Raw genomic sequence first — 20,035 nt, 5'->3', positions numbered from 1 at the left:
GGCATTATCACCAATGATGCAGAAATACCTGGAGACGAAAGAGGAATACAAGGACTGCATCCTCTTTTACCGCCTGGGTGATTTTTATGAAATGTTTTTTGATGATGCGCTGACCGCATCCAAGGCTCTGGATATTACGCTGACAGGAAAAGACTGCGGTCTGGAAGAGAGGGCGCCCATGTGCGGCGTCCCTTATCATGCGGTGGATCTGTATCTGAACAAGCTGGTGCGCCAGGGATATAAGGTGGCCATTGCAGAACAGGTGGAAGATCCCAAACTTGCGAAGGGCCTGGTAAAACGGGAAGTGGTGCGGGTGGTGACCCCCGGAACCATTCTCAGCGCCCAGGCCCTGGACGAATCAAAAAATAATTATCTGATGTGCATCGTCTATCTGGGCCGTACTTTTGGAATTGCCGTGACAGACGCCACCACCGGAGACTTTGTCCTGACAGAGGTAGAGAGCATGCAGACGCTGCTGGATGAAATTTTTCGATTTTCTCCTTCCGAAATCGTTTGCAATGATGCTTTTTTTGTCAGCGGCGTGGATCTGGAACCGCTGAAAAATAAACTTCAGTTTGCAGTCTCCGCGTTGGATAACTGGTATTTTGACGACAGCCTCTGCAGGAAAACCATATTGGAGCATTTTCATGTAAACAGCTTCAGCGGCCTGGGCATCGATGATTACCAGACCGGATCGGTAGCCGCGGGCGCATTGCTTCAGTATCTGCTGGAAACTCAGAAAAACCAGATGGCCCACATCACTACCCTGAAGCCCTATACCACTGGAAAGTACATGATTCTGGATACCTCTACCAGAAGAAATCTGGAGCTGGTGGAGAGCCTTCGGGAGAAGCAGAAGCGCGGAACCCTGCTCTGGGTGCTGGACAAGACCAAAACAGCTATGGGAGCGCGCCTGCTGCGCAGCTGGGTGGAACAGCCTCTGATTGAACGATCCGCCATTCTGCGCCGGCAGGATGCGGTAGAGCAGCTCTTTGGCAACTATATCGGCCGGGAAGAGCTGAGGGAGTATCTGAATCCCATCTATGATCTGGAGCGCCTGATCGGCCGGATCAGCTATCAGTCCGCAAATCCCCGGGATTTGATCGCGTTTAAAAATTCTTTGAGCATGCTGCCTCCGATCCGCGGGGTATTGGAGGAATTTGACGCCCCTCTTCTGAAAGAACTGCTGGAACAGGTTGACCCCCTGGAGGATCTGTTTGACCTGATTGACAGAGCGATAGAGGAGGACCCGCCTGTTTCAGTCCGGGAAGGCGGGATGATTAAAGAAGGGTTCAATGAGGAAGCTGATAAACTGCGGCGCTCCAAAACCGAAGGCAAACAATGGATTTCTGAACTGGAAGCACGGGAAAGAGAACGGACAGGGATTAAAAACCTCCGGATCAAATACAATAAGGTATTTGGATATTATCTGGAAGTCACCAACTCTTTCCGCGACCAGGTGCCGGAAGATTATACCAGAAAGCAGACACTGACAAACGCGGAACGCTATATCACGCCGGAATTGAAGGAGCTGGAAGATCTGATTCTCGGTGCGGAAGATAAATTATATGCCCTGGAATATGACCTGTTCTGCCAGGTGCGCGACGCGATCGGCGCCCAGGTAGTGCGGATCCAGGAAACCGCCCGGGCGGTGGCCCAGCTGGATGTTCTGGCGTCTCTTGCCAGTGTGGCGCAGAGAAATCAGTATGTCCGTCCGGCTGTGAACGAAAAAGGAATTGTAGATATCAAAGCGGGCAGACACCCGGTGGTGGAACTGATGATTCCGGAGGAATTATTTGTTTCCAACGACGTATATCTGGATCATCACCAGAACCGTCTTTCCGTGATTACAGGACCAAATATGGCGGGAAAATCTACCTATATGCGCCAGGTGGCCCTGATCGTGCTGATGGCGCAGCTGGGGAGTTTCGTACCGGCCGCTTCTGCCAATATCGGTATCTGCGACAGGATTTTCACCAGGGTAGGGGCTTCGGATGATCTGGCCAGCGGACAGAGCACCTTTATGGTGGAAATGACGGAAGTGGCCAATATCCTCCGAAACGCTACCAGAAACAGCCTGGTGATTCTGGATGAAATCGGCCGGGGGACCAGCACCTTCGACGGCCTGAGCATTGCCTGGGCAGTGATCGAACATATCAGCGATACCAGGATTTTAGGAGCAAAGACATTATTTGCCACTCATTATCATGAGCTGACCGAACTGGAGGGCTCTCTCCCGGGCGTAAACAATTACTGCATTGCTGTGAAGGAGCAGGGGGACAATATTGTTTTTCTGCGTAAAATCATCAAAGGCGGAGCGGACAAGAGCTACGGCATACAGGTGGCGAAACTGGCCGGCGTCCCTGACCCTGTGATTCTCAGGGCCAAAGAACTGCTGGCAGAGCTGATCGATGCGGATATCAGCCTAAAAGCCAGGGAGCTGGCTCAGAGCCAGGGAACCGGCAGCGGCCGGAAACAGCGGATTTCCAGGCCCGATGAAGTGGACTGCAACCAGCTGACACTGTTTGACGCTGTCCGGGAGGACGATATCATCAAAGAGATCACAGACCTGGAACTGGGAAACATGACACCCATTGATGCGCTGAACATGCTGTACAGGCTGCAGTCCAGGCTGAAAAACAGAATTGACCTGCAGGGAAAGTAGGAGAATTATGGCGAATATTACCGTTTTGGATCAGGATACCATCAACCAGATCGCTGCCGGAGAAGTGATCGAACGTCCGGCTTCTGTAGTGAAAGAGCTGTTGGAGAATGCCATTGATGCAGGATCCACCGCAGTGACCATTGAGACAAAAGAGGGAGGCCTCAGTCTGGTGCGTGTGACCGACAATGGCTGCGGCATCCCCGCAGGGGAGATTCCCCTGGCATTTCTGAGGCACTCCACCAGCAAGATCCGGTCAGCAGCAGATTTGATGACAGTCAGCAGTCTGGGCTTCAGGGGGGAAGCGCTGTCCAGTATTGCCGCGGTATGCCAGGTGGAGCTGATCACCAAACCCCAGGAGGCCCTGACCGGCGCCTGCTACAGCATTGAAGGCGGGCAGGAAAAGTCCCTGAAGGAAGTAGGGGCTCCCGACGGAACTACTTTCCTGGTGCGCAACTTGTTTTATAACACGCCTGCGCGCAGAAAGTTTTTGAAGGCCCCTGCTACAGAAGGAGGATATATCGCGGATCTGGCGGAAAAAATGGCCCTGTCCCATCCGGAAGTCTCTATCCGCCTGATTCAAAACGGTAGCAATAAACTGTTCACCACTGGGAACGGGAGCCTGAAAGACCTGATCTATATGATCTATGGCCGGGATATATCCGCCAATACCCTGGAAGTCCAGGCGGATTCCCCGCTGATGCAGGTATCCGGCTATATCGGAAAACCGGTGATCGCCAGAGGAAACCGGGCATATGAAAACTACTTTATCAATGGCCGGTACATCAGGAGCCGCCTGATTTCTAAAGCCATTGAAGACGCATATAAACCATTTATGATGCTTCATAAATATCCGTTTACGGTGCTGCATCTGACCATTGAGCCAGAGCTTTTGGATGTAAATGTTCACCCTACCAAAATGGAACTGCGGTTTAAGCAGGAAGATCAGATTTACAAAGCCCTTTACCAGGCACTGTCTGATGCGCTGTCTGGAAAAGAGTTTATTCCCGAGGTGTCGGCAGGGAAAGAAGAGAGCAGCAAACCAGTTTCCTCTCAGCAGTCCAAAGAGCGCCCTCCAGAGCCCTTTGAACGGAAACGGATGGAAGAGATTCAGCAGAGGCAGACCCTCCAGATGATCCGGGAATATGCAGCGCCTTATGGGAGCCAGCCGGCCCGGAAATGCAGCCGGCCCCATATAGCGTCTTCTTCCGAATCCCCTTCCAGTATAAAATCGCCTGCTTCACAAAAACAAAAAGAGACAACAGAGCGGCTTCCTCGGCCGGAACAGGAAAGGCCTGCTTGTGCGCAGGGCCAAAAGGCGGAACAGCTGGATCTGTTTGACGGGAAACTGCTGTCTGAACAGGCCCGCAGCCGCCATCAGCTCATCGGGCAGCTGTTTGATACTTATTGGCTGATTCAGTATGAAGATAAATTGTTTATTCTGGACCAGCATGCTGCTCACGAAAAAGTTCTCTATGAACGGACGATGAAATCTCTGGGACAGAAAGAGATCCTGTCTCAGCAGGTGAGCCCCCCGGCTATCATAGCGCTGAATGCTGCGGAAGAGACTGTGCTGAAACAGTACCGGGACGCCTTCTCTTCTTTGGGATTTGAACTGGAGTATTTCGGCGGAAAGGAATACGCCATCAGCGCGGTTCCCATGAATTTATTCGGTCTGGATACAAAGGCCCTGTTTCTGGAAATCCTGGACAGTCTGGGAGAAGATACCGGAAAGGCCAGTTCTGATCTGATTCTTGCCAAAGTTGCCTCCATGTCCTGTAAAGCTGCTGTGAAAGGAAAGCATACGATGAGCCGGCAGGAAGCGGACGCGCTGATCGGGGAATTGCTTACCCTGGATAATCCTTACGCCTGTCCTCACGGAAGGCCAACGCTGATTTCCATGAGCCGGTATGAACTGGAAAAGAAATTTAAACGGATTGTATGAGGTAGTATCATGAAAAAACCATTGTTGATTTTGACCGGCCCCACCGCGGTGGGAAAAACAGCATTGTCCATTGATTTGGCAAGATCAGTGAACGGAGAAATCATCAGCGCGGATTCCATGCAGGTATACAAAGGAATGGATATCGGTTCTGCAAAAATCAGACGCGAGGAGATGCAGGGGGTTCCGCACCATCTGATTGATATCCTGGAACCGGAACAGGCGTTTGATGTCCTGCAGTTTCAAACCATGGCTAAGCAGGCCATTCAGGATATCTACAGCCGGGGGCGGGTTCCCGTGCTGGTAGGCGGGACAGGATTTTATATCCAGTCGGTGCTTTATGATATTGATTTTACTCCCATCGCGGACAACGGCCAGATCAGAGCAGGCCTGGAAGCGCTGGCTGCCACGCAAGAGGGGCGGGAAGCGCTGTACCGCAGGCTGGAACAGGCAGATCCTGCTTCCGCAAAGGCCATCCATCCCAACAACATCAAACGGGTCATTCGCGCCCTGGAGTTTTTTCAGCTCACCGGGTCCAGAATTTCCGACCACAATGAAGAACAGCGGAACCACGAATCCCCTTATTGTTTTTTATACTGCGTCCTGAATACCGACAGGGCGCTTCTGTATGAGCGGATTGAGCGCCGGGTGGATGAAATGATGGAACAAGGCCTCCTGGAAGAAGTGAAGAAGCTGAAAGACCGCGGGCTCACTTCAGATCTGGTCTCCATGCAGGGTCTGGGTTATAAGGAGCTGCTGGAATATCTGAATGGCTGCTGCAGTCTGGAAGAGGCGGTGCAGAAGCTGAAACAGAATACCAGGCATTTTGCAAAACGTCAGATCACCTGGTTTCGAAGGGAACGGGACGTGACCTGGTTTGATCTGCCAGCCAGCCATCACAACAGGGCAGCAGTTCTGGACGCCATCCTGCAGGAGGCGGAGAGACGCGGCGTGCTTCAGGCGGCTGAAATTCTGCAGAAGCGCCCGGAAAACGAATGAAAGAAGACAGGAGAAATTATCATGCTTATAGAGGAAATGTATCGGAAACTGGGAATCAGCAGAGAAGTGCTTGCCTGCGGAGAACAAGTGCTGGAAAAACTGAAGCCTGTATTTGATGAAATTGACAGAACCGCTGAGTATAACCAGCTGAAAGTGATCCGGGCCATGCAGAAAAACAGGGTCAGTGAAGCGCATTTTGCCGCCACCACCGGTTATGGATATAATGATATGGGAAGGGAGACCCTGGAACAGGTATATGCGGACTGCTTTCATGCGGAAGCGGCGCTGGTCCGTCCGCAGATCACCTGCGGCACCCATGCCCTGGCTGTAGCGCTCTCCGCGAATCTCCGCCCGGGAGATGAGCTGCTCTCCCCGGTGGGAAAGCCCTATGATACCCTGGAAGAAGTTATCGGCATCCGCCGGTCGCCCGGCTCTCTGAAGGAATATAATATTTCCTACCGCCAGGTGGATCTGCTGGAGGACGGCGGGTTTGACTGGGAAGGCATCAGGGCCTCTATTCATGAAAAAACTAAATTGGTGACTATTCAGCGTTCCAAAGGCTATCAGACCAGACCCACTCTGTCTGTGAAACAGATCGGAGAACTGATTACATTTGTGAAATCCTGCAAACCGGATGTGATCTGCATGGTGGATAACTGCTACGGAGAATTTGTGGAACCCATAGAACCCACAGATGTGGGCGCGGATATGATTGTAGGTTCTCTGATCAAAAACCCCGGCGGCGGCCTGGCTCCTATCGGCGGCTATATCTGCGGCCGGAAGGACTGCATTGAGCAGTGCGCCTACCGGCTGAGCGCTCCGGGGCTGGGCCAGGAGGTGGGGGCAAATCTCGGAATCCTTCCGGCCTTTTACCAGGGCTTTTTCCTGGCTCCCACAGTGGTGGCCGGCGCTCTGAAAGGCGCGATTTTTGCCGCAAATCTATATGAAGGGCAGTACAGAGCCGTGCCTGCAGGGAATGCGCCAAGGCATGATATTATCCAGGCCATAGAGTTCGGAGATCCGGAAGCCATGAAGGCATTCTGCCGTGGAATACAGTATGCCGCACCGGTAGACAGTTATGTCACTCCGGAACCCTGGGCCATGCCCGGGTACGATTCGGATGTGATTATGGCCGCCGGGGCTTTTGTGCAGGGTTCCTCCATTGAGCTGAGTGCGGACGGGCCGCTGAAACCCCCTTATGCCGTGTATTTTCAGGGCGGCCTTACCTGGTATCACGCAAAGCTTGGGATCCTGAAATCTCTCCAGGAACTATGTGACGCAGGGATCAGGACACCTGAAGATTTTATGAAGAATTCGTGAAGCTCTATACAAACGCCTGTTTCTGTGCTAAAATAAAATGTGTTTTTTCCTGCATTCGCGCCTGGAGAGCCGGAGGGAGGAAGAACCTTTGAAAAAGACTAAAACCATGAAAGAAATTCCAAAAGGCATGCAGCCCTATGAAAAGTGTATGCAGTTCGGTCCGGAATTGCTGACAGATAATGAACTGCTGGCTGCAGTGCTCCGAACCGGGAGCCGCGGGGAAAACACCCTGTCAATGGTGAAGAACCTCATGGAGTCCAGCGGAAAAGCTGGCCTGGCGGGCGTATTCCGGATGCCGCCGGGGGAACTGAAAAAGCTTCGGGGAATCGGTCCGGTCAAAGCCATACAGCTGCAGTGCATCGGGGAACTATCCAGAAGAATCGCAAAAGAAGTAACAGAACAGTCCCTGCAGATGGATTCTCCGGAAACGATCGCAGAGCACTATATGGAGCAGATGCGCCACCTCCGTCAGGAACAGATGATGCTTTTGACATTGAATACCAAGCTGCAGATCATTCAGGAAACCATTATATCCAAGGGGACGGTCAACGCATCTATGATCACGCCGCGGGAAGTGTTTCTGGAAGCGCTCCGGCAGGAGGCAGTTTCAGTTGTTCTGCTGCATAATCATCCCAGCGGTGATCCTACTCCCAGTGAGGAAGACCTGCTGCTGACCAAACGTTTTTCCCTGGTGGGAGACCTGCTGAATGTCCCGCTGACAGACCATATTATCATCGGAGACAAGGAGTATTTCAGTCTGAAGGAACAAGGGGTTTTAACATGAATAGACGAAAACTTTCGCTGACTTCTAAATTTATTCTGTCTGTGCTGACGATCATTCTAATCATGCTGATCGCCGTCACCTATTACAGCCCGGCCGGTACGGCAATCACCCGTACCCTGGCCAATTATACAGTTGTTCCGCTTCAGAATGGTTTGAACCGTCTGGGCGGCTGGATGTTCGGCGCGCATCAGGAACAGAAAAATCTGGATGAAGCCAGAGCTCAGATCGATCAGTTAGAATCTGAAATCGCAGCGCTGAAGGAAGATAAACTGAAATATGAAACAGATCTGAAAGAGCTGGAAGAGATGCGCAGCCTCATGGAGATGAAAAAAACCTACAGCCAGTATGATACAGTAGGGGCTTCCGTCATCGCCTCCTCGGGCAGCAACTGGTTTTATAAATTCACCATCGATAAAGGCAGCAATGATGGTCTGGAACTGAATATGAACGTTCTGTCCGGCGGGGGGCTGGTTGGATACCTGAGCAGCGTAGGGCCGGATTCTTCTGTGGTAACTGCGATTATCAATGATTCTACCAGCGTCAGCGCGATGTCTTCCGACACAAAGGATATCTGTGTAATTTCCGGCGATCTGAACCTGATTCAGGAAAACCGGCTACGCCTGACAATGGCGGACAGGGATTCTGAAATGAAAGAGGATTCTCTGATCGTAACCTCTCAGATCAGCGACAAGTACTTATCGGGTATCCCTGTCGGATATGTCACGGAAATCAGCACTGACGCAGATAAACTGAGCAAATCCGGTTATATCACTCCGGTAGTGGATTTTGAACATCTGGGGCATGTGCTGATAATAAAAGCAGTTAAGAAGACGGAATAGGAGGTGCCCGATGAGAAGAGTGATCTGTACCGCAGCGTTGATCGTCGCAGCGTTTCTCCTGCAGACAACTGTATTTACATGGATCCCTTATCTGACCGCCGTGCCCAATCTTCTGCTGATCATCACGTTTTCCTTTGGACCGCTTCACGGAAGCCTGACCGGGCTGATCGCAGGCTGTGCCAGCGGGCTGCTGATGGACCTTTCCGGCAGCGACGTAATTGGTTATCACGCTTTGGTCTACATGTATCTGGGGTATATCAACGGAAAGCTTTATCAGATTGTCACTCCGGATACGCTGCTGCTCCCATTCCTGCTCTGTATTGGGAATGAGGCGGCGTATCATATTTATATTTATCTGTTCAGCTTTTTGCTGAAGAATCAGCTGAGTTTCAGCAGCTATGCATCGGGAATCATTTTGCCTGAGCTGATCGGGACCCTTCTGCTGACATTCATTATATATGGCTGCTGTTATTATCTGAACAAATGGTTAGAAAAGCATGAGAAAAGGAGTGCGGCAAAATTTGTTTAAAAAATCCTGGTTCCGGGAACTGAAAGAAATGATCAAAGAAATTCTGCTGGGAACGATACATTCCAGAATGTTCTGGCTGGGCGCGGTTCTGACCGGGCTTTGTATTCTGTTGATCGGAAGGCTGTTTCAGCTGCAGATTCTGGAGGGACAATCCTATCAGGACAAGTATATTCAGAAAACCCGGAAAGAAATCACCCTTACCAGTACCCGCGGACGTATCTTTGACAGCAATGGGAATGTGCTGGCGGATAATCTGCCAGCCTATGCGGTTACAGTTAAGAGCGGATACTATAAAACGAATGCAGAGCTGAATCAGGCCCTTCTGGAAATGATACGGCTGCTGGAAGAACACGGAGAATCGCTGGAAACTACATTTCCTGTAACCCTGGGGGAAGATAACGTCTGTTCCTTCACTCTGAACAGCGAAGCCGCGGTCTACAGATTCTTCCGGGACGATGTTTTTGGCGTTAAATCTGTTGAGGAGCTCACCGAAGAGCAGAAGGCTACCACAGCGGACCAGGTGTTCGCCAAATTCAAAAGTACTTACGGGCTGACCTCCAGCTATGAAAAAGACGGACAAAAAGTAAAATTTACAGGGTGGCTGGACCGCTCTAATCACAACGAGCCTGTGGAGATCAGCGAAGAAGACGCCATGAAGATCGTGAACATCCGGTATGCCATGCGTGTTCTCACCTACAATAAATCCCAGTCTGTTAAGATCGCATCCAACGTCAGCGAAAGCACTGTAGCCGCCGTAAAAGAAAATGCGGACCGGCTTTTGGGGATGGATGTGGAACAGGAAACAATCCGTGTATACCCGGACGCGGAATATTTTTCACATATCATCGGCTATACGGGAACAGCTTCCCAGGAAGATCTGGACAAGTTTAACGGAGCCCTGGAGAATGAAGGGAAAGAAGGGATCTATAAATCTGGAGACATAGTGGGCCGAAGCGGCATGGAACAGAAAATGGAGCTTGACCTTCAGGGCAAAAAGGGGACACAGACTGTTTATATGGACAGCGTTGGCCATATTCTGGAAGTGGAAGAGGATAAGACTGTGGAAGCTGTCAATGGAAACGATGTGACCCTCTCTATTGACAAAGACCTGCAGATCGGCATGTATCATATCCTGGAACAATCTCTTGCCAGCATCCTGCTGAACAAGCTCACAGACGGAGAGTTCACGCGTCCAACGGAAAAGCTGGATGCCGATCTTTGGAAAATACCGGTAAAAGACCTATATTTCCAATTGATCAATAACAATATTCTGGATATGGATCATTTTTCCGGCGATAAAGCTTCTGAAACAGAAAAAACCATCCATCAGAAGTTTACTGAACGCCGTCAGCTGGTTCTGCAGCAGCTGGAAGAACAGCTGACGGTTTCTCCTCAGCCGGTGAGCCAGCTCTCTGAGGAAATGCAGTCTTATATGGAATATTTGTACTCCTATCTTGCAAGCAGCAAAAAAATCCTGCTGACCGCCCAAATTGATAAGAATGATGCGGTCTACCAGCAGTGGATTAACGATGAGATCAGCCTGCGGGATTTTCTCTATGCGGCAATTGAAAAAAATTGGATCGACACGACACAGATTCAGTCTGAATCCGCCTATTCCAACACGGATCAGATCTATCGGCAGTTGGTGGAGCAGCTGCTGGAATCGCTGCCTGACAATAAAGCTTTTTCGAAGGTGATCTATGATTCTCTGGTACACCAGGAGGTCGTCACCGGAAATGAACTCTGTCTGGCCCTGTTTGATCAGGGAGTTCTGGAATACGACCAGGAGGCGGTGCAACGGCTTTCATCAGGCGGTCATGCCGAGGCTTTTGAGTTCGTCAAAGAGAAAATCGGCAGCCTGGAACTGACGCCCGCACAGCTGGCCCTGGACCCCTGCAGCGGTTCTGTAATCATCACTGATGTGAACACTGGCAAGGTAAAGGCGCTGGTAACCTATCCCGGCTATGATAACAATAAAATGTCCGGTAAAGTGGATGCTGATTATTACCGGCAGCTGTCCGAAGATCTCTCCAGCCCGTTTCTGAACGAGGCGACGCAGATTTCCATGGCGCCCGGGTCTACCTTTAAAATGGTTACAGCCGCAGCGGGGCTCTGTGAAGGCGTGATCAACCTAAATACAAAAGTAGACTGCACAGTTGTCTTCGATAAAATCACCCCGTCTCCAAAATGCTGGAAACTGGACGGGGGACACGGCGAACAGAATGTGGTACAGGCAATCGCCAATTCCTGCAACTTTTTCTTTTATGAAGTGGGGTACAGGCTGTGTCTGGACGAACTGGGACAGTATAATGAAGAGCTGGGACTGCAGCGTCTGGCTAAGTATTCGGAAATGTTTGGATTCAGCGAGAAGTCCGGCATTGAAGTGGATGAAACCGGAAATACCCAGATTTCAGATTCTCTGCCTGTCCCTTCTGCCATCGGTCAGGGAACCAACGCCTACAGCCCGATCCAGATGGCCCGTTATGTGACAGCCCTGGCTAATAAGGGAAGCCTGTTTGAACTCAGCATTCTGGAAAATGAAAAGGATGCCCAGGGGAATGTGACGAAAGAATTTCAGCCGCAGCTGGAACGAGCTGTGGAGCTGCCTGATTGGGTATTTGACAACCTGCAGCAGGGGATGCACGATGTGGTCTATGAAGGTTCCATTGCTGGCTTTTTCAGCGATTTGGATACTGTTGTCGCCGGTAAAACAGGAACTGCCCAGGAGAATCTGTCCCGGGCCGACCATGCGCAGTTTATTAGTTTCGCGCCTTACGAAAACCCGGAAATTTCCATGGTGGTGATGATACCCCATGGCTACACCTCCGGCTATACCGCCACAGCGGCAAAGGAATTATATAAATATTATTTCGGTCAGATAACACTGGAAGAGGTCAAATCGCGGAGGGCCACCGCGGACGGTTATACTTCAGTGGGAGACTAAACAGAAAGGGATATTGAGATGAACCAGCTTGTTTCAATTAAAGGAAACCGTTACGGGATCGCGGTTCGTATGGATGCGTCAGCGCCTTTTGAGAAAATTCTGGAAGATGCAGGCAGGGCTTTTTCTGAAGCAGCAGATTTTTTTCGGGATGCCAGGATGGCAGTGAGTTTCCAGGGACGGGAGCTGACTCCTGATCAGGAAGGCCAGCTTCTGGATGTGATTTCAGCCCATTCCAGGATTCAGGTGGTCTGTGTGGTGGATGAGGACAAAGCCAGAGAAAATTTATATCAGAAGGCGGTGGAACAGTATGCCCGTTCTGCAACCACTCCTCCGAGGGTAGCGGAGCAGGAGCCTTTGGAACAGGAGGAAGATTCTTTGCCAGGGAATGAAGAGCTCTACCGTATGGATGAGCAGAGCGCGTCCGCTGCAAATCCCGGACAGTTTTATAAAGGTACCCTGCGTTCCGGCCAGGTTGTGGAATCGGACAGCAGTATAATTGTGCTGGGGGATATCAATCCCGGAGCGACTGTAATAGCTAAAGGAAATGTGGTAGTTTTAGGGTCCCTGAAGGGAAACGCCCATGCCGGCAGCAACGGCAACACAACCGCGTTTGTTGTAGCCCTTGAAATGCAGCCCATGCAGATCCGCATTGGAGATGTGATGGGGCGCTGCGCAGACGGCGTGTCGAAACGGGGGACGAAGCCTACAGGCCCCCAAATCGCTTTTGTCGAAAACGAAAATATTTATGTCGAATCCATCAGCAGAGATATCATGAACGAAATAAATTTTCAATAATGCCCGTTTTTTTTTGAAAAACACTGGAATTATAAACAGAAATATTGTAGAATAGATTGAAAGGATTTTTGACAGAATTGGAGGATATTGACATGAGCGAGGTAATCGTAGTAACGTCCGGCAAAGGCGGCGTAGGAAAAACAACCACATCAGCCAATGTTGGAACCGGACTTGCTATGCTTGGCAGTAAAGTTGTATTGATTGATACAGATATTGGGCTGCGTAATCTGGATGTAGTGATGGGGTTGGAAAACCGCATTGTTTACAATCTGGTGGACGTGGTGGAAGGAAACTGCCGGATGAAGCAGGCTTTGATCAAGGACAAAAGATACCCGAACCTGTCCCTGCTCCCTTCCGCTCAGACCAGGGATAAAACTGCAGTAACCCCTGAACAGATGCAGAAGCTGGTGGATGAACTGCGGGAAGAATTTGATTACATACTGCTGGACTGCCCGGCAGGTATTGAACAGGGTTTTAAAAATGCTATTGCGGGCGCGGACAGGGCTCTGGTGGTTACTACGCCTGAAGTGTCCGCCATTCGTGATGCAGACCGTATTATCGGCCTGCTGGAAGCTAATGAAATGAAAAAAGTGGACCTGATTGTCAACCGTATCCGCATGGATATGGTAAAGCGGGGCGATATGATGTCCATTGACGACGTGGTGGATATTCTTGCCGTCCATATCATCGGCGCGGTGCCGGATGATGAGAATATTGTAGTTTCCACAAATCAGGGCGAACCTCTGGTGGGTTCTGCTTCTCCTGCGGGACAGGCATTCCTGAATATCTGTAAACGCATCACCGGTGAAGATGTGCCGTTGATGGATCTGAACACAGGCGGCGGATTCTGGAGCAGAGTAGCTTCACTGTTTAAGAGAAAATCATGAGGAGGAGCACGCGATGAGTCTGCTGGATTTGTTTCGTAAAAAAAACTCAGGCAATGTGGCAAAAGACAGGCTGAAACTGCTGCTGGTTTCAGAGCGCGCTGATTGTTCTCCTGAAATTATGGAAATGATTAAAAATGATATTATTAAGGTGATTTCCAAGTATCTTGAGGTTGACACAGAAGGGCTGGACATTCAAATCACCAAATCGGATATCGAGGGAGACAAGCCCGGAACGCCGGCCCTGTATGCCAATATCCCCATTAAAGGGAAAAAACATGTGGACGGTCCTCCTGAAAAGTAAGGGGTTTTGACAGATGAAACGTTTTTTACAGAAGTATCAGTTAAGCCATTATGGATTCCACTTCTTTTTTCTGGTTCTGGCACTTTCCATATTCGGCGTGTTAGTCATCAAAAGTGCCACAGACGGTTCCGTTGACGAAGGAATTTATTTGAAACAGATTATGGGGATCGGTGTGGGGATCGGCGTCATGGTGATTGTTTCTCTCATCGATTACCATATCTGGCTGAAAGGCTTTGTGTTGATTTATTTATTGAATCTGGTGCTTCTGGTCGCAACGCTGTTTCTGGGGAAGGAGGTCGGCGGTGCAACACGCTGGATTGTCCTGCCGGTTGTGGGACAGATACAGCCGTCAGAGTTTTCCAAACTGGCGATCGTATTATTTTTCGCAGCGTTGTTTGCAAGATTTAAGGATGTAATCAGCTCCCCTGTTACAATCCTGATATCCGGCGCCTGTGCGGCGGTTCCGCTGATTTTGATTCTGAAGCAGCCGGATCTGTCTACTACTATCGTATGTTTTCTGGTCATTGCTTCCATGCTGTTTTTGGCCGGAATCAATTATAAATGGATATTAGGCGCTTTTGGTGTGGTAGCTGCAGGGGCAGGCGCAATGATTTATTTTGTATTTAATCCAGAGCATTTTCCTTTCCCCGATTATCAGCTGAATCGTATTTTGTCCTGGATTTACCCGGATCAGTATCCCGGCCTGGTGTACCAGCAGCTGAATTCTGTGATGGCCATTGGGAGCGGCATGCTGAGGGGAAAAGGCCTGAATACCACAACTTTCGAATCTGTGAAGAATGGGAATTTTCTCTCTGAGGCACAGACTGATTTTATTTTTGCTATCATTGGCGAGGAACTTGGGTTTGTAGGGTCCTGCGCTGTGATTATATTGCTGGCAGTATTGATTTATTGCTGTTTCATGGCTGCCAGAAGGGCAAAAGATACTGCGGGAAAACTGATTGCTGGGGGGATTGGGGCTTTGCTGGCTTTCCAGAGTTTTGTCAATATCGGCGTAGCCACATTCCTGCTTCCCAACACTGGAATTCCGTTGCCTTTTGTCAGCTACGGTGTGAGCTCCGTACTCAGTTCTTTTATTGCGGTGGGGTTAGTTTTAAATGTAGGTCTGCAGCGGCGGGCCAGTTAGGCAAAAACTATATTATGATTAACAGGAGGTTGAATCAATGAATATCGGATTAATGGCTCATGATTCAAAAAAGAAGCTGATGCAGAATTTTTGTATCGCTTACCGTGGAATCCTCAGCAAAAATGTTTTGTTTGCAACCGGGACAACCGGCAGACTGATTGAAGAAGTGACGAATTTGAATGTGCATAAGTATCTGGCAGGGCATCTTGGGGGAGAGCAGCAGCTCTGTGCGCAGATCGAGCACAATCAGATTGATTTAATGATTTTCCTTCGGGACCCTCAGACGCCAAAGTCTCATGAACCGGATGTGAATAATGTATTTCGGCTGTGCGACACATACAACATCCCGTTGGCCACCAATTTGGCTACTGCGGAGCTTTTAATCAAAGCTCTGGACCGGGGAGATTTGGAATGGCGGAATGCGTATAAGTGAGCTTTTTGCAGGGGGCGGTGTGTCCGTGCTGCCCTCTGCATTTTTTTCTATTAAATTTGAATTTAGGCATTGTATTTTTTTGCATTTTGTTCTATAATGAGGTCAAAACAAAGTAATTTTTATTAAAAACTTACATACAAGATAGGAGGAACTCGGTATGGTTCAGATTATTGCAGGAAGAAAAGGGAAAGGGAAAACGAAATATCTGCTGGAAAAGTGCAATAACGCGGTAGGCTCCACCAATGGTTCTATTGTTTACCTGGATAAAAGCGGTAAACATATGTATGAGTTGAACAATAAGGTACGTCTGATTAATGTCTCGGAATACGGATTGGCTTCTTATGACGCATTCATCGGTTTTCTCTGTGGGCTGGTTTCCCAGGATCATGATCTGGAACAGGTATATCTGGACAGTTTTCTGCGCCTTTCTTACCTGGAAGGCAAAGATATCACAGAAGCGGTGGGCAAATTAGAAGAGCTGGGCAGACAGTATAATATAACTTTTGTATTGAGTGTATCTGCGGATGAGTCTGATCTTCCTGAAACAGTGAAAAAGAATATCGTAATTTCCCTGTAATAAAAAATCCTATTGAAAGAGGCTTTTGCAGTATATGCAAAAGCCTCTTTTGGGCGTATCCATCTAAAATGTGCTGCCCCTTTGGTTCACCCTTCGTCAGCACCGTTCCTGATTCTGCCGAACATGCTGATGCAGTACAGTCCCGCGATACCCACAAGACCGTAAATAATTCTGGAAAGGGCCGTCATGTCTCCAAATAAAAATGCCACCAGGTCAAAACGGAAAAATCCGATCAGCCCCCAGTTTACTGCGCCGATCACAGTCAATGCCAGCGCTACATAATCCAATACTTTCATTAAGGAACCTCCTTGTATCTATCAATGGATTTAACTGTAGTATTTCACTTATCACAGTCTGTTAAACTGGAAATATTTACAAAAAGCCTTTTCATAGCAGAAAAAACATGTTATGATATTTAAAGTCAGCAATGACAGGATTTTGGAGGCATTTATGAAGAAAAAAAACAAAAAAATAGTCCGTTACCGCAAACCGCTGCAGTTTCATTTCAGTACAGCATTGTTTTGCGTTATTTTTCTTTATATTGTGATAGTAATCGTACAATATGTGCGTGCTGATAAAATTCAAATCTATCAGGTATCACAGGGAAAGATCGCCAATAACCGCAGTTTTCGCGGGCTGATCCTGAGGGAGGAAGAGGTTCACACAGCAGGCGCCTCCGGATACGTCAATTATTTTGTCCGTGAGGGAAGCAAGGTACGTGTGGGAGCTACAGTATGTACGCTGGATCAGGACGGCCAGTTTTCAGAGAAGCTGGCGGAGCTTGTGGACGATCTGAATGGCCTGTCCAAAAATGACCAGACCAAACTCAAAGAACAGCTCACTTCCCTGAGCCTGTCCTACCGGGATGACGCCTTTTACCAGGTAGCTGAGGCAAAGCTGGAGCTGGAATCTTCCATCGTGGATTATCTCTATATGGCTGCCGCAGAGGATATGGAGCAGAAGGACGAATCTTCTATGTTTCAGAAGGAGACAGCCGTATCCAGCGGCGTGATCACCTACCGGAGCGATGGAATGGAAGCGCTGACGGCGGAGTCTGTGTCTCCTGCCCTTTTTGATGAGTCCGCATATGCGCAGACTGCAGTAAAATCCGGGGACCAGCTGCAGCAGGGAGCCCCGATGTACAGGCTGTATACCGGACGGACCTGGACTGTACTATTTCAGATGTCGGCTGAAGATCAGGCGGAATTAGCAGATCAGAAAACGCTGAAGATCCGTTTTTCTGACAGCGGTTTGGAAACAGCAGGTAATTTTTCTGTGATCAATGATTCAGAAGGTAATGTATACGGACAGCTGATTCTTTCTAATTATGCCACCGAATACCTGACCAAACGGTATCTGGATATTGAGATTCTTGGAAAACAGGTGAACGGCTATCAAATTCCGGTTTCTTCTGTAGTGACAAAAGATTTTTTTACTGTGCCAGAGAATTTTCTTACAAGAGGAGGAAATTCCAATGCTGCCGGGTTTTACCAAAAAACTTATGACAGCAATGGCAACGAATCGGTTCAGTTTGTGATTCCCGGATTTTATGCGCATAAAGACGGCATGTACTGTATCTCAGGAGCAGGGCTGGAAGCAGGCAGTGTATTGGTCAAGCCTGACTCCAACGAAACCTATCAGTTGGGACAAACTGTTTCTATGCAGGGGGTTTACAACGTCAATAAAGGATATACCCAGTTCGATCCCATTGAAATTCTGGGACAAAAGGAAGATTTTTATATCATCAGCCCTGATACAGATTACGGAGTTTCCATTTACGACCATATTGTCTTAAACGGGGGCCTGGTGGAACGAGAAAACCAGGTGATTTACTGAAATCAGAAAGAGAGGAATCCAGGATGGTTCGTGAGAATATTGAAGTTGTGCGCAGGAATATCAGGCAGGTCTGTGAAAGGTGCGGCCGCAGAGCCGAGGATATAACGCTGATTGCAGTGAGCAAGACAAAGCCTTTCTCCTCGATACAAGAGGCCCAGGCAGCAGGTCAGCGGATTTTCGGTGAAAATCATGTGCAGGAAATCCTGGATAAGACAGCTGCGTTTCCGGAACTGGAATGGCATATGATCGGTCATCTTCAGCGCAACAAGGTGCGTCAGGTGATTGGAAAAGTCAGCCTGATCCATTCTCTGGATTCTCTGCGCCTTGCGGATCAGATTGAAAAAGAAGCTGCGAAAATGGGGATTACAGTTCCCGTTCTTCTTGAAATAAATGTTGCAAAAGAAGAAAGCAAATATGGCTTTTTCCTTGAAGACGCGGAGCGTGTACTGAAAACAATTGCCGGATTTCCTCATATACAAATAAAAGGGCTGATGACAATCGCTCCTTTTGTAGAAGACCCAGAAGAAAACCGGTTGGTTTTCCGGAAATTATATGAATTTTTTATTGACACCAGGGCCAAAAACATTGATAATGTCAGTATGGACCATTTATCTATGGGAATGACCAATGATTATCCGGTTGCAATTGAGGAGGGCGCTACTATGGTGCGCGTCGGTACCGGGATTTTTGGAGAAAGACAATACAGATAGGAGACAGAAACATGGGTGTAATGGATAAGTTTTTAGGAACAATGCGTCTGAACATGCCTGAAGAGGATGAGTACGACGATTACGACGAAGATGAAATCTATGATGAACCGAAAGAAAAAAAGTCTTTATTCAATAAGAAGAAGGCTTCCTACGATATAGATGAGGACGATGATTATGAAGAGCCAGTGCAGGAGAAATCCCGTAAGTCCTCTGCGCGATCAAACAGTAAGGTGGTGCCGATGAAAATGAACGGGAGACATTCTGAAGTATGTATGGTAATGCCAAGAGCGGATGAGGACGCCAATCAGGTGGCTGATCTGCTTCTGCAGGGTAAGGCTGTAGTTCTGAATCTGGAAGGGATGAATGTAGATTCCGCACAGCGGATTATTGATTTTGCCTCCGGAGCTTGTTATACGATGGGAGGAAACCTTCAGAAAATTTCCAAGAAGATTTTTATTGTAACGCCTAATACAGTGGAATTGTCCGGTGATTTCAGCGATCTGCTGGGCGGCGAAAATATTGACCTGGGTTCTCTGAACCTGAATCAGTGACGATGAACAGAGAAGAACAGATGCTGTGCAGGCATCTGATGGATCTGGCTGAAACCTGCTACAGAAGAGATATTCCTATTTTCAGCGATTTCCTCAGTCTGTATGAACAGAGCCTGTTTCATCAGTATGTGGCCGGAGGGCTGCCTCCGGTAGATTTCTGTCTGGATGGCGGCTATGAATATGCAGAACGGAAAATTCTGGCTTTTGAACCTGCCGGAGCCGGGTATCACATCCCGGCTTCTTTCTGTGCCCTGGAAATTCTTCCCCTTCAGGCAAAATTTTCTGAGGACCTGACCCACAGGGACTATCTGGGCGCGTTGATTCATCTAGGCCTGGACCGTTCCGGAATTGGTGACATCCTTCCTATGGACAAGTCCTGCGTGGTTTTTTGTACCGCACCGGCTGCGGACCTGATCTGCAGGGAACTGACCAGAATCCGACATACAAGCGTACATTGTGTGCGCACGGACCGGGAATCCTTTGAGTACAGCCCTCATTTTGAAGATATTCGCGGCACCGTGGCATCTGTCCGTTTGGATTCTGTGCTGGCGCTGGCTTTTTCCGGTTCCAGAAGCCGGCTTGTCGGTCTGATTGAGGGGGAAAAAGTCTTTGTCAATGGACGGTTGGTCAATTCCAATGCCTATCGGCTTTCTCCCGGGGATGTGGTTTCTGTACGAGGATTCGGAAAATTTATTTATCAGCAGGAAGTGAGTCAGACGAAAAAAGGCCGCTATCTTATTCTTATTCAAAAATTTATATAAAACCGATCAGGAAAGGATGCA

The 20,035-nt window shown here is 48.9% G+C and carries 19 protein-coding genes; 18 read left to right on the top strand and 1 reads right to left on the bottom strand.

Annotated elements, in window-relative coordinates:
• Window positions 1-13 precede the first annotated feature (13 nt).
• The 14 genes from mutS (at window position 14) to EV209_RS13135 (ending at window position 16,156) form a co-directional block, all read left to right on the top strand.
• Window positions 14-2,665 (top strand): DNA mismatch repair protein MutS, encoded by a 2,652-nt coding sequence (gene mutS / locus EV209_RS13200; protein ID WP_130436053.1) that lies wholly within the window; start codon window positions 14-16, stop codon window positions 2,663-2,665.
• A gap of 7 nt (window positions 2,666-2,672) precedes the next feature.
• Complete coding sequence (mutL, locus tag EV209_RS13195; RefSeq protein ID WP_130435945.1) at window positions 2,673-4,607, top strand: DNA mismatch repair endonuclease MutL; 1,935 nt, start codon at window positions 2,673-2,675, stop codon at window positions 4,605-4,607.
• 9 nt (window positions 4,608-4,616) lie between these two features.
• On the top strand, window positions 4,617-5,603 hold the full coding sequence (miaA, locus tag EV209_RS13190) for a tRNA (adenosine(37)-N6)-dimethylallyltransferase MiaA (RefSeq protein ID WP_130435944.1): 987 nt from the start codon (window positions 4,617-4,619) through the stop codon (window positions 5,601-5,603).
• Window positions 5,604-5,624: 21 nt separating this feature from the next.
• Window positions 5,625-6,923 (top strand): methionine gamma-lyase family protein, encoded by a 1,299-nt coding sequence (locus EV209_RS13185; protein ID WP_130435943.1) that lies wholly within the window; start codon window positions 5,625-5,627, stop codon window positions 6,921-6,923.
• 88 nt (window positions 6,924-7,011) lie between these two features.
• The gene (gene radC / locus EV209_RS13180; RefSeq protein WP_243647595.1) at window positions 7,012-7,707 is read left to right on the top strand and encodes a RadC family protein; all 696 of its coding nucleotides are present in this window, start codon (window positions 7,012-7,014) and stop codon (window positions 7,705-7,707) included.
• Complete coding sequence (gene mreC, locus EV209_RS13175) at window positions 7,704-8,546, top strand: rod shape-determining protein MreC (protein WP_130435941.1); 843 nt, start codon at window positions 7,704-7,706, stop codon at window positions 8,544-8,546. The genes radC and mreC overlap by 4 nt, the downstream gene beginning before the upstream one ends.
• Window positions 8,547-8,556: 10 nt before the next feature.
• Window positions 8,557-9,075, top strand: coding sequence for a rod shape-determining protein MreD (mreD, locus tag EV209_RS13170; protein WP_130435940.1), 519 nt, complete (start codon window positions 8,557-8,559; stop codon window positions 9,073-9,075).
• Window positions 9,068-12,019: a penicillin-binding transpeptidase domain-containing protein gene (locus tag EV209_RS13165; protein ID WP_165388929.1), complete on the top strand. Its 2,952-nt coding sequence runs from the start codon at window positions 9,068-9,070 to the stop codon at window positions 12,017-12,019. Before mreD ends, EV209_RS13165 begins: the two co-directional genes overlap by 8 nt.
• Before the next feature lie 18 nt (window positions 12,020-12,037).
• Window positions 12,038-12,814 (top strand): septum site-determining protein MinC, encoded by a 777-nt coding sequence (gene minC / locus EV209_RS13160; RefSeq protein WP_130435938.1) that lies wholly within the window; start codon window positions 12,038-12,040, stop codon window positions 12,812-12,814.
• A 92-nt stretch (window positions 12,815-12,906) separates the two neighbouring features.
• On the top strand, window positions 12,907-13,701 hold the full coding sequence (minD, locus tag EV209_RS13155) for a septum site-determining protein MinD (RefSeq protein ID WP_130435937.1): 795 nt from the start codon (window positions 12,907-12,909) through the stop codon (window positions 13,699-13,701).
• Between the two features lie 13 nt (window positions 13,702-13,714).
• The gene (minE, locus tag EV209_RS13150) at window positions 13,715-14,002 is read left to right on the top strand and encodes a cell division topological specificity factor MinE (protein ID WP_130435936.1); all 288 of its coding nucleotides are present in this window, start codon (window positions 13,715-13,717) and stop codon (window positions 14,000-14,002) included.
• Between the two features lie 13 nt (window positions 14,003-14,015).
• Window positions 14,016-15,146 carry an FtsW/RodA/SpoVE family cell cycle protein gene (locus tag EV209_RS13145; RefSeq protein ID WP_130435935.1) on the top strand — a complete coding sequence of 377 codons (1,131 nt, stop codon included), beginning with the start codon at window positions 14,016-14,018 and terminating at the stop codon, window positions 15,144-15,146.
• A gap of 37 nt (window positions 15,147-15,183) precedes the next feature.
• Window positions 15,184-15,579: a methylglyoxal synthase gene (mgsA, locus tag EV209_RS13140; RefSeq protein ID WP_130435934.1), complete on the top strand. Its 396-nt coding sequence runs from the start codon at window positions 15,184-15,186 to the stop codon at window positions 15,577-15,579.
• A 157-nt stretch (window positions 15,580-15,736) separates the two neighbouring features.
• Window positions 15,737-16,156: a twitching motility protein PilT gene (locus EV209_RS13135; protein WP_130435933.1), complete on the top strand. Its 420-nt coding sequence runs from the start codon at window positions 15,737-15,739 to the stop codon at window positions 16,154-16,156.
• An 86-nt stretch (window positions 16,157-16,242) separates the two neighbouring features.
• Here the strand turns inward: EV209_RS13135 and EV209_RS13130 are convergent, their stop codons facing one another.
• Window positions 16,243-16,452, bottom strand: coding sequence for a DUF378 domain-containing protein (locus EV209_RS13130; RefSeq protein ID WP_130435932.1), 210 nt, complete (start codon window positions 16,450-16,452; stop codon window positions 16,243-16,245).
• A 154-nt stretch (window positions 16,453-16,606) separates the two neighbouring features.
• On the opposite strand from EV209_RS13130, the gene EV209_RS13125 reads away from it, so the two are divergent.
• From EV209_RS13125 to EV209_RS13110, 4 genes are read left to right on the top strand one after another with little or no spacing between them, the layout of a single operon-like run.
• Window positions 16,607-17,992, top strand: coding sequence for a biotin/lipoyl attachment domain-containing protein (locus tag EV209_RS13125; RefSeq protein WP_130435931.1), 1,386 nt, complete (start codon window positions 16,607-16,609; stop codon window positions 17,990-17,992).
• 23 nt (window positions 17,993-18,015) lie between these two features.
• Complete coding sequence (locus EV209_RS13120; RefSeq protein WP_130435930.1) at window positions 18,016-18,702, top strand: YggS family pyridoxal phosphate-dependent enzyme; 687 nt, start codon at window positions 18,016-18,018, stop codon at window positions 18,700-18,702.
• 11 nt (window positions 18,703-18,713) lie between these two features.
• Window positions 18,714-19,253: a cell division protein SepF gene (locus tag EV209_RS13115; RefSeq protein WP_130435929.1), complete on the top strand. Its 540-nt coding sequence runs from the start codon at window positions 18,714-18,716 to the stop codon at window positions 19,251-19,253.
• A 2-nt stretch (window positions 19,254-19,255) separates the two neighbouring features.
• Window positions 19,256-20,014, top strand: a complete 759-nt coding sequence (locus tag EV209_RS13110; RefSeq protein WP_130435928.1) for a YlmH family RNA-binding protein — start codon at window positions 19,256-19,258, stop codon at window positions 20,012-20,014.
• The last annotated feature ends 21 nt before the right edge of the window (window positions 20,015-20,035 follow it).

Source organism: Cuneatibacter caecimuris (genome assembly GCF_004216775.1).
Lineage (GTDB): Bacteria > Bacillota > Clostridia > Lachnospirales > Lachnospiraceae > Cuneatibacter > Cuneatibacter caecimuris.
Note: the sequence above shows the minus strand (reverse complement) of the source record. Positions and strands in the feature narration are given on the sequence as shown.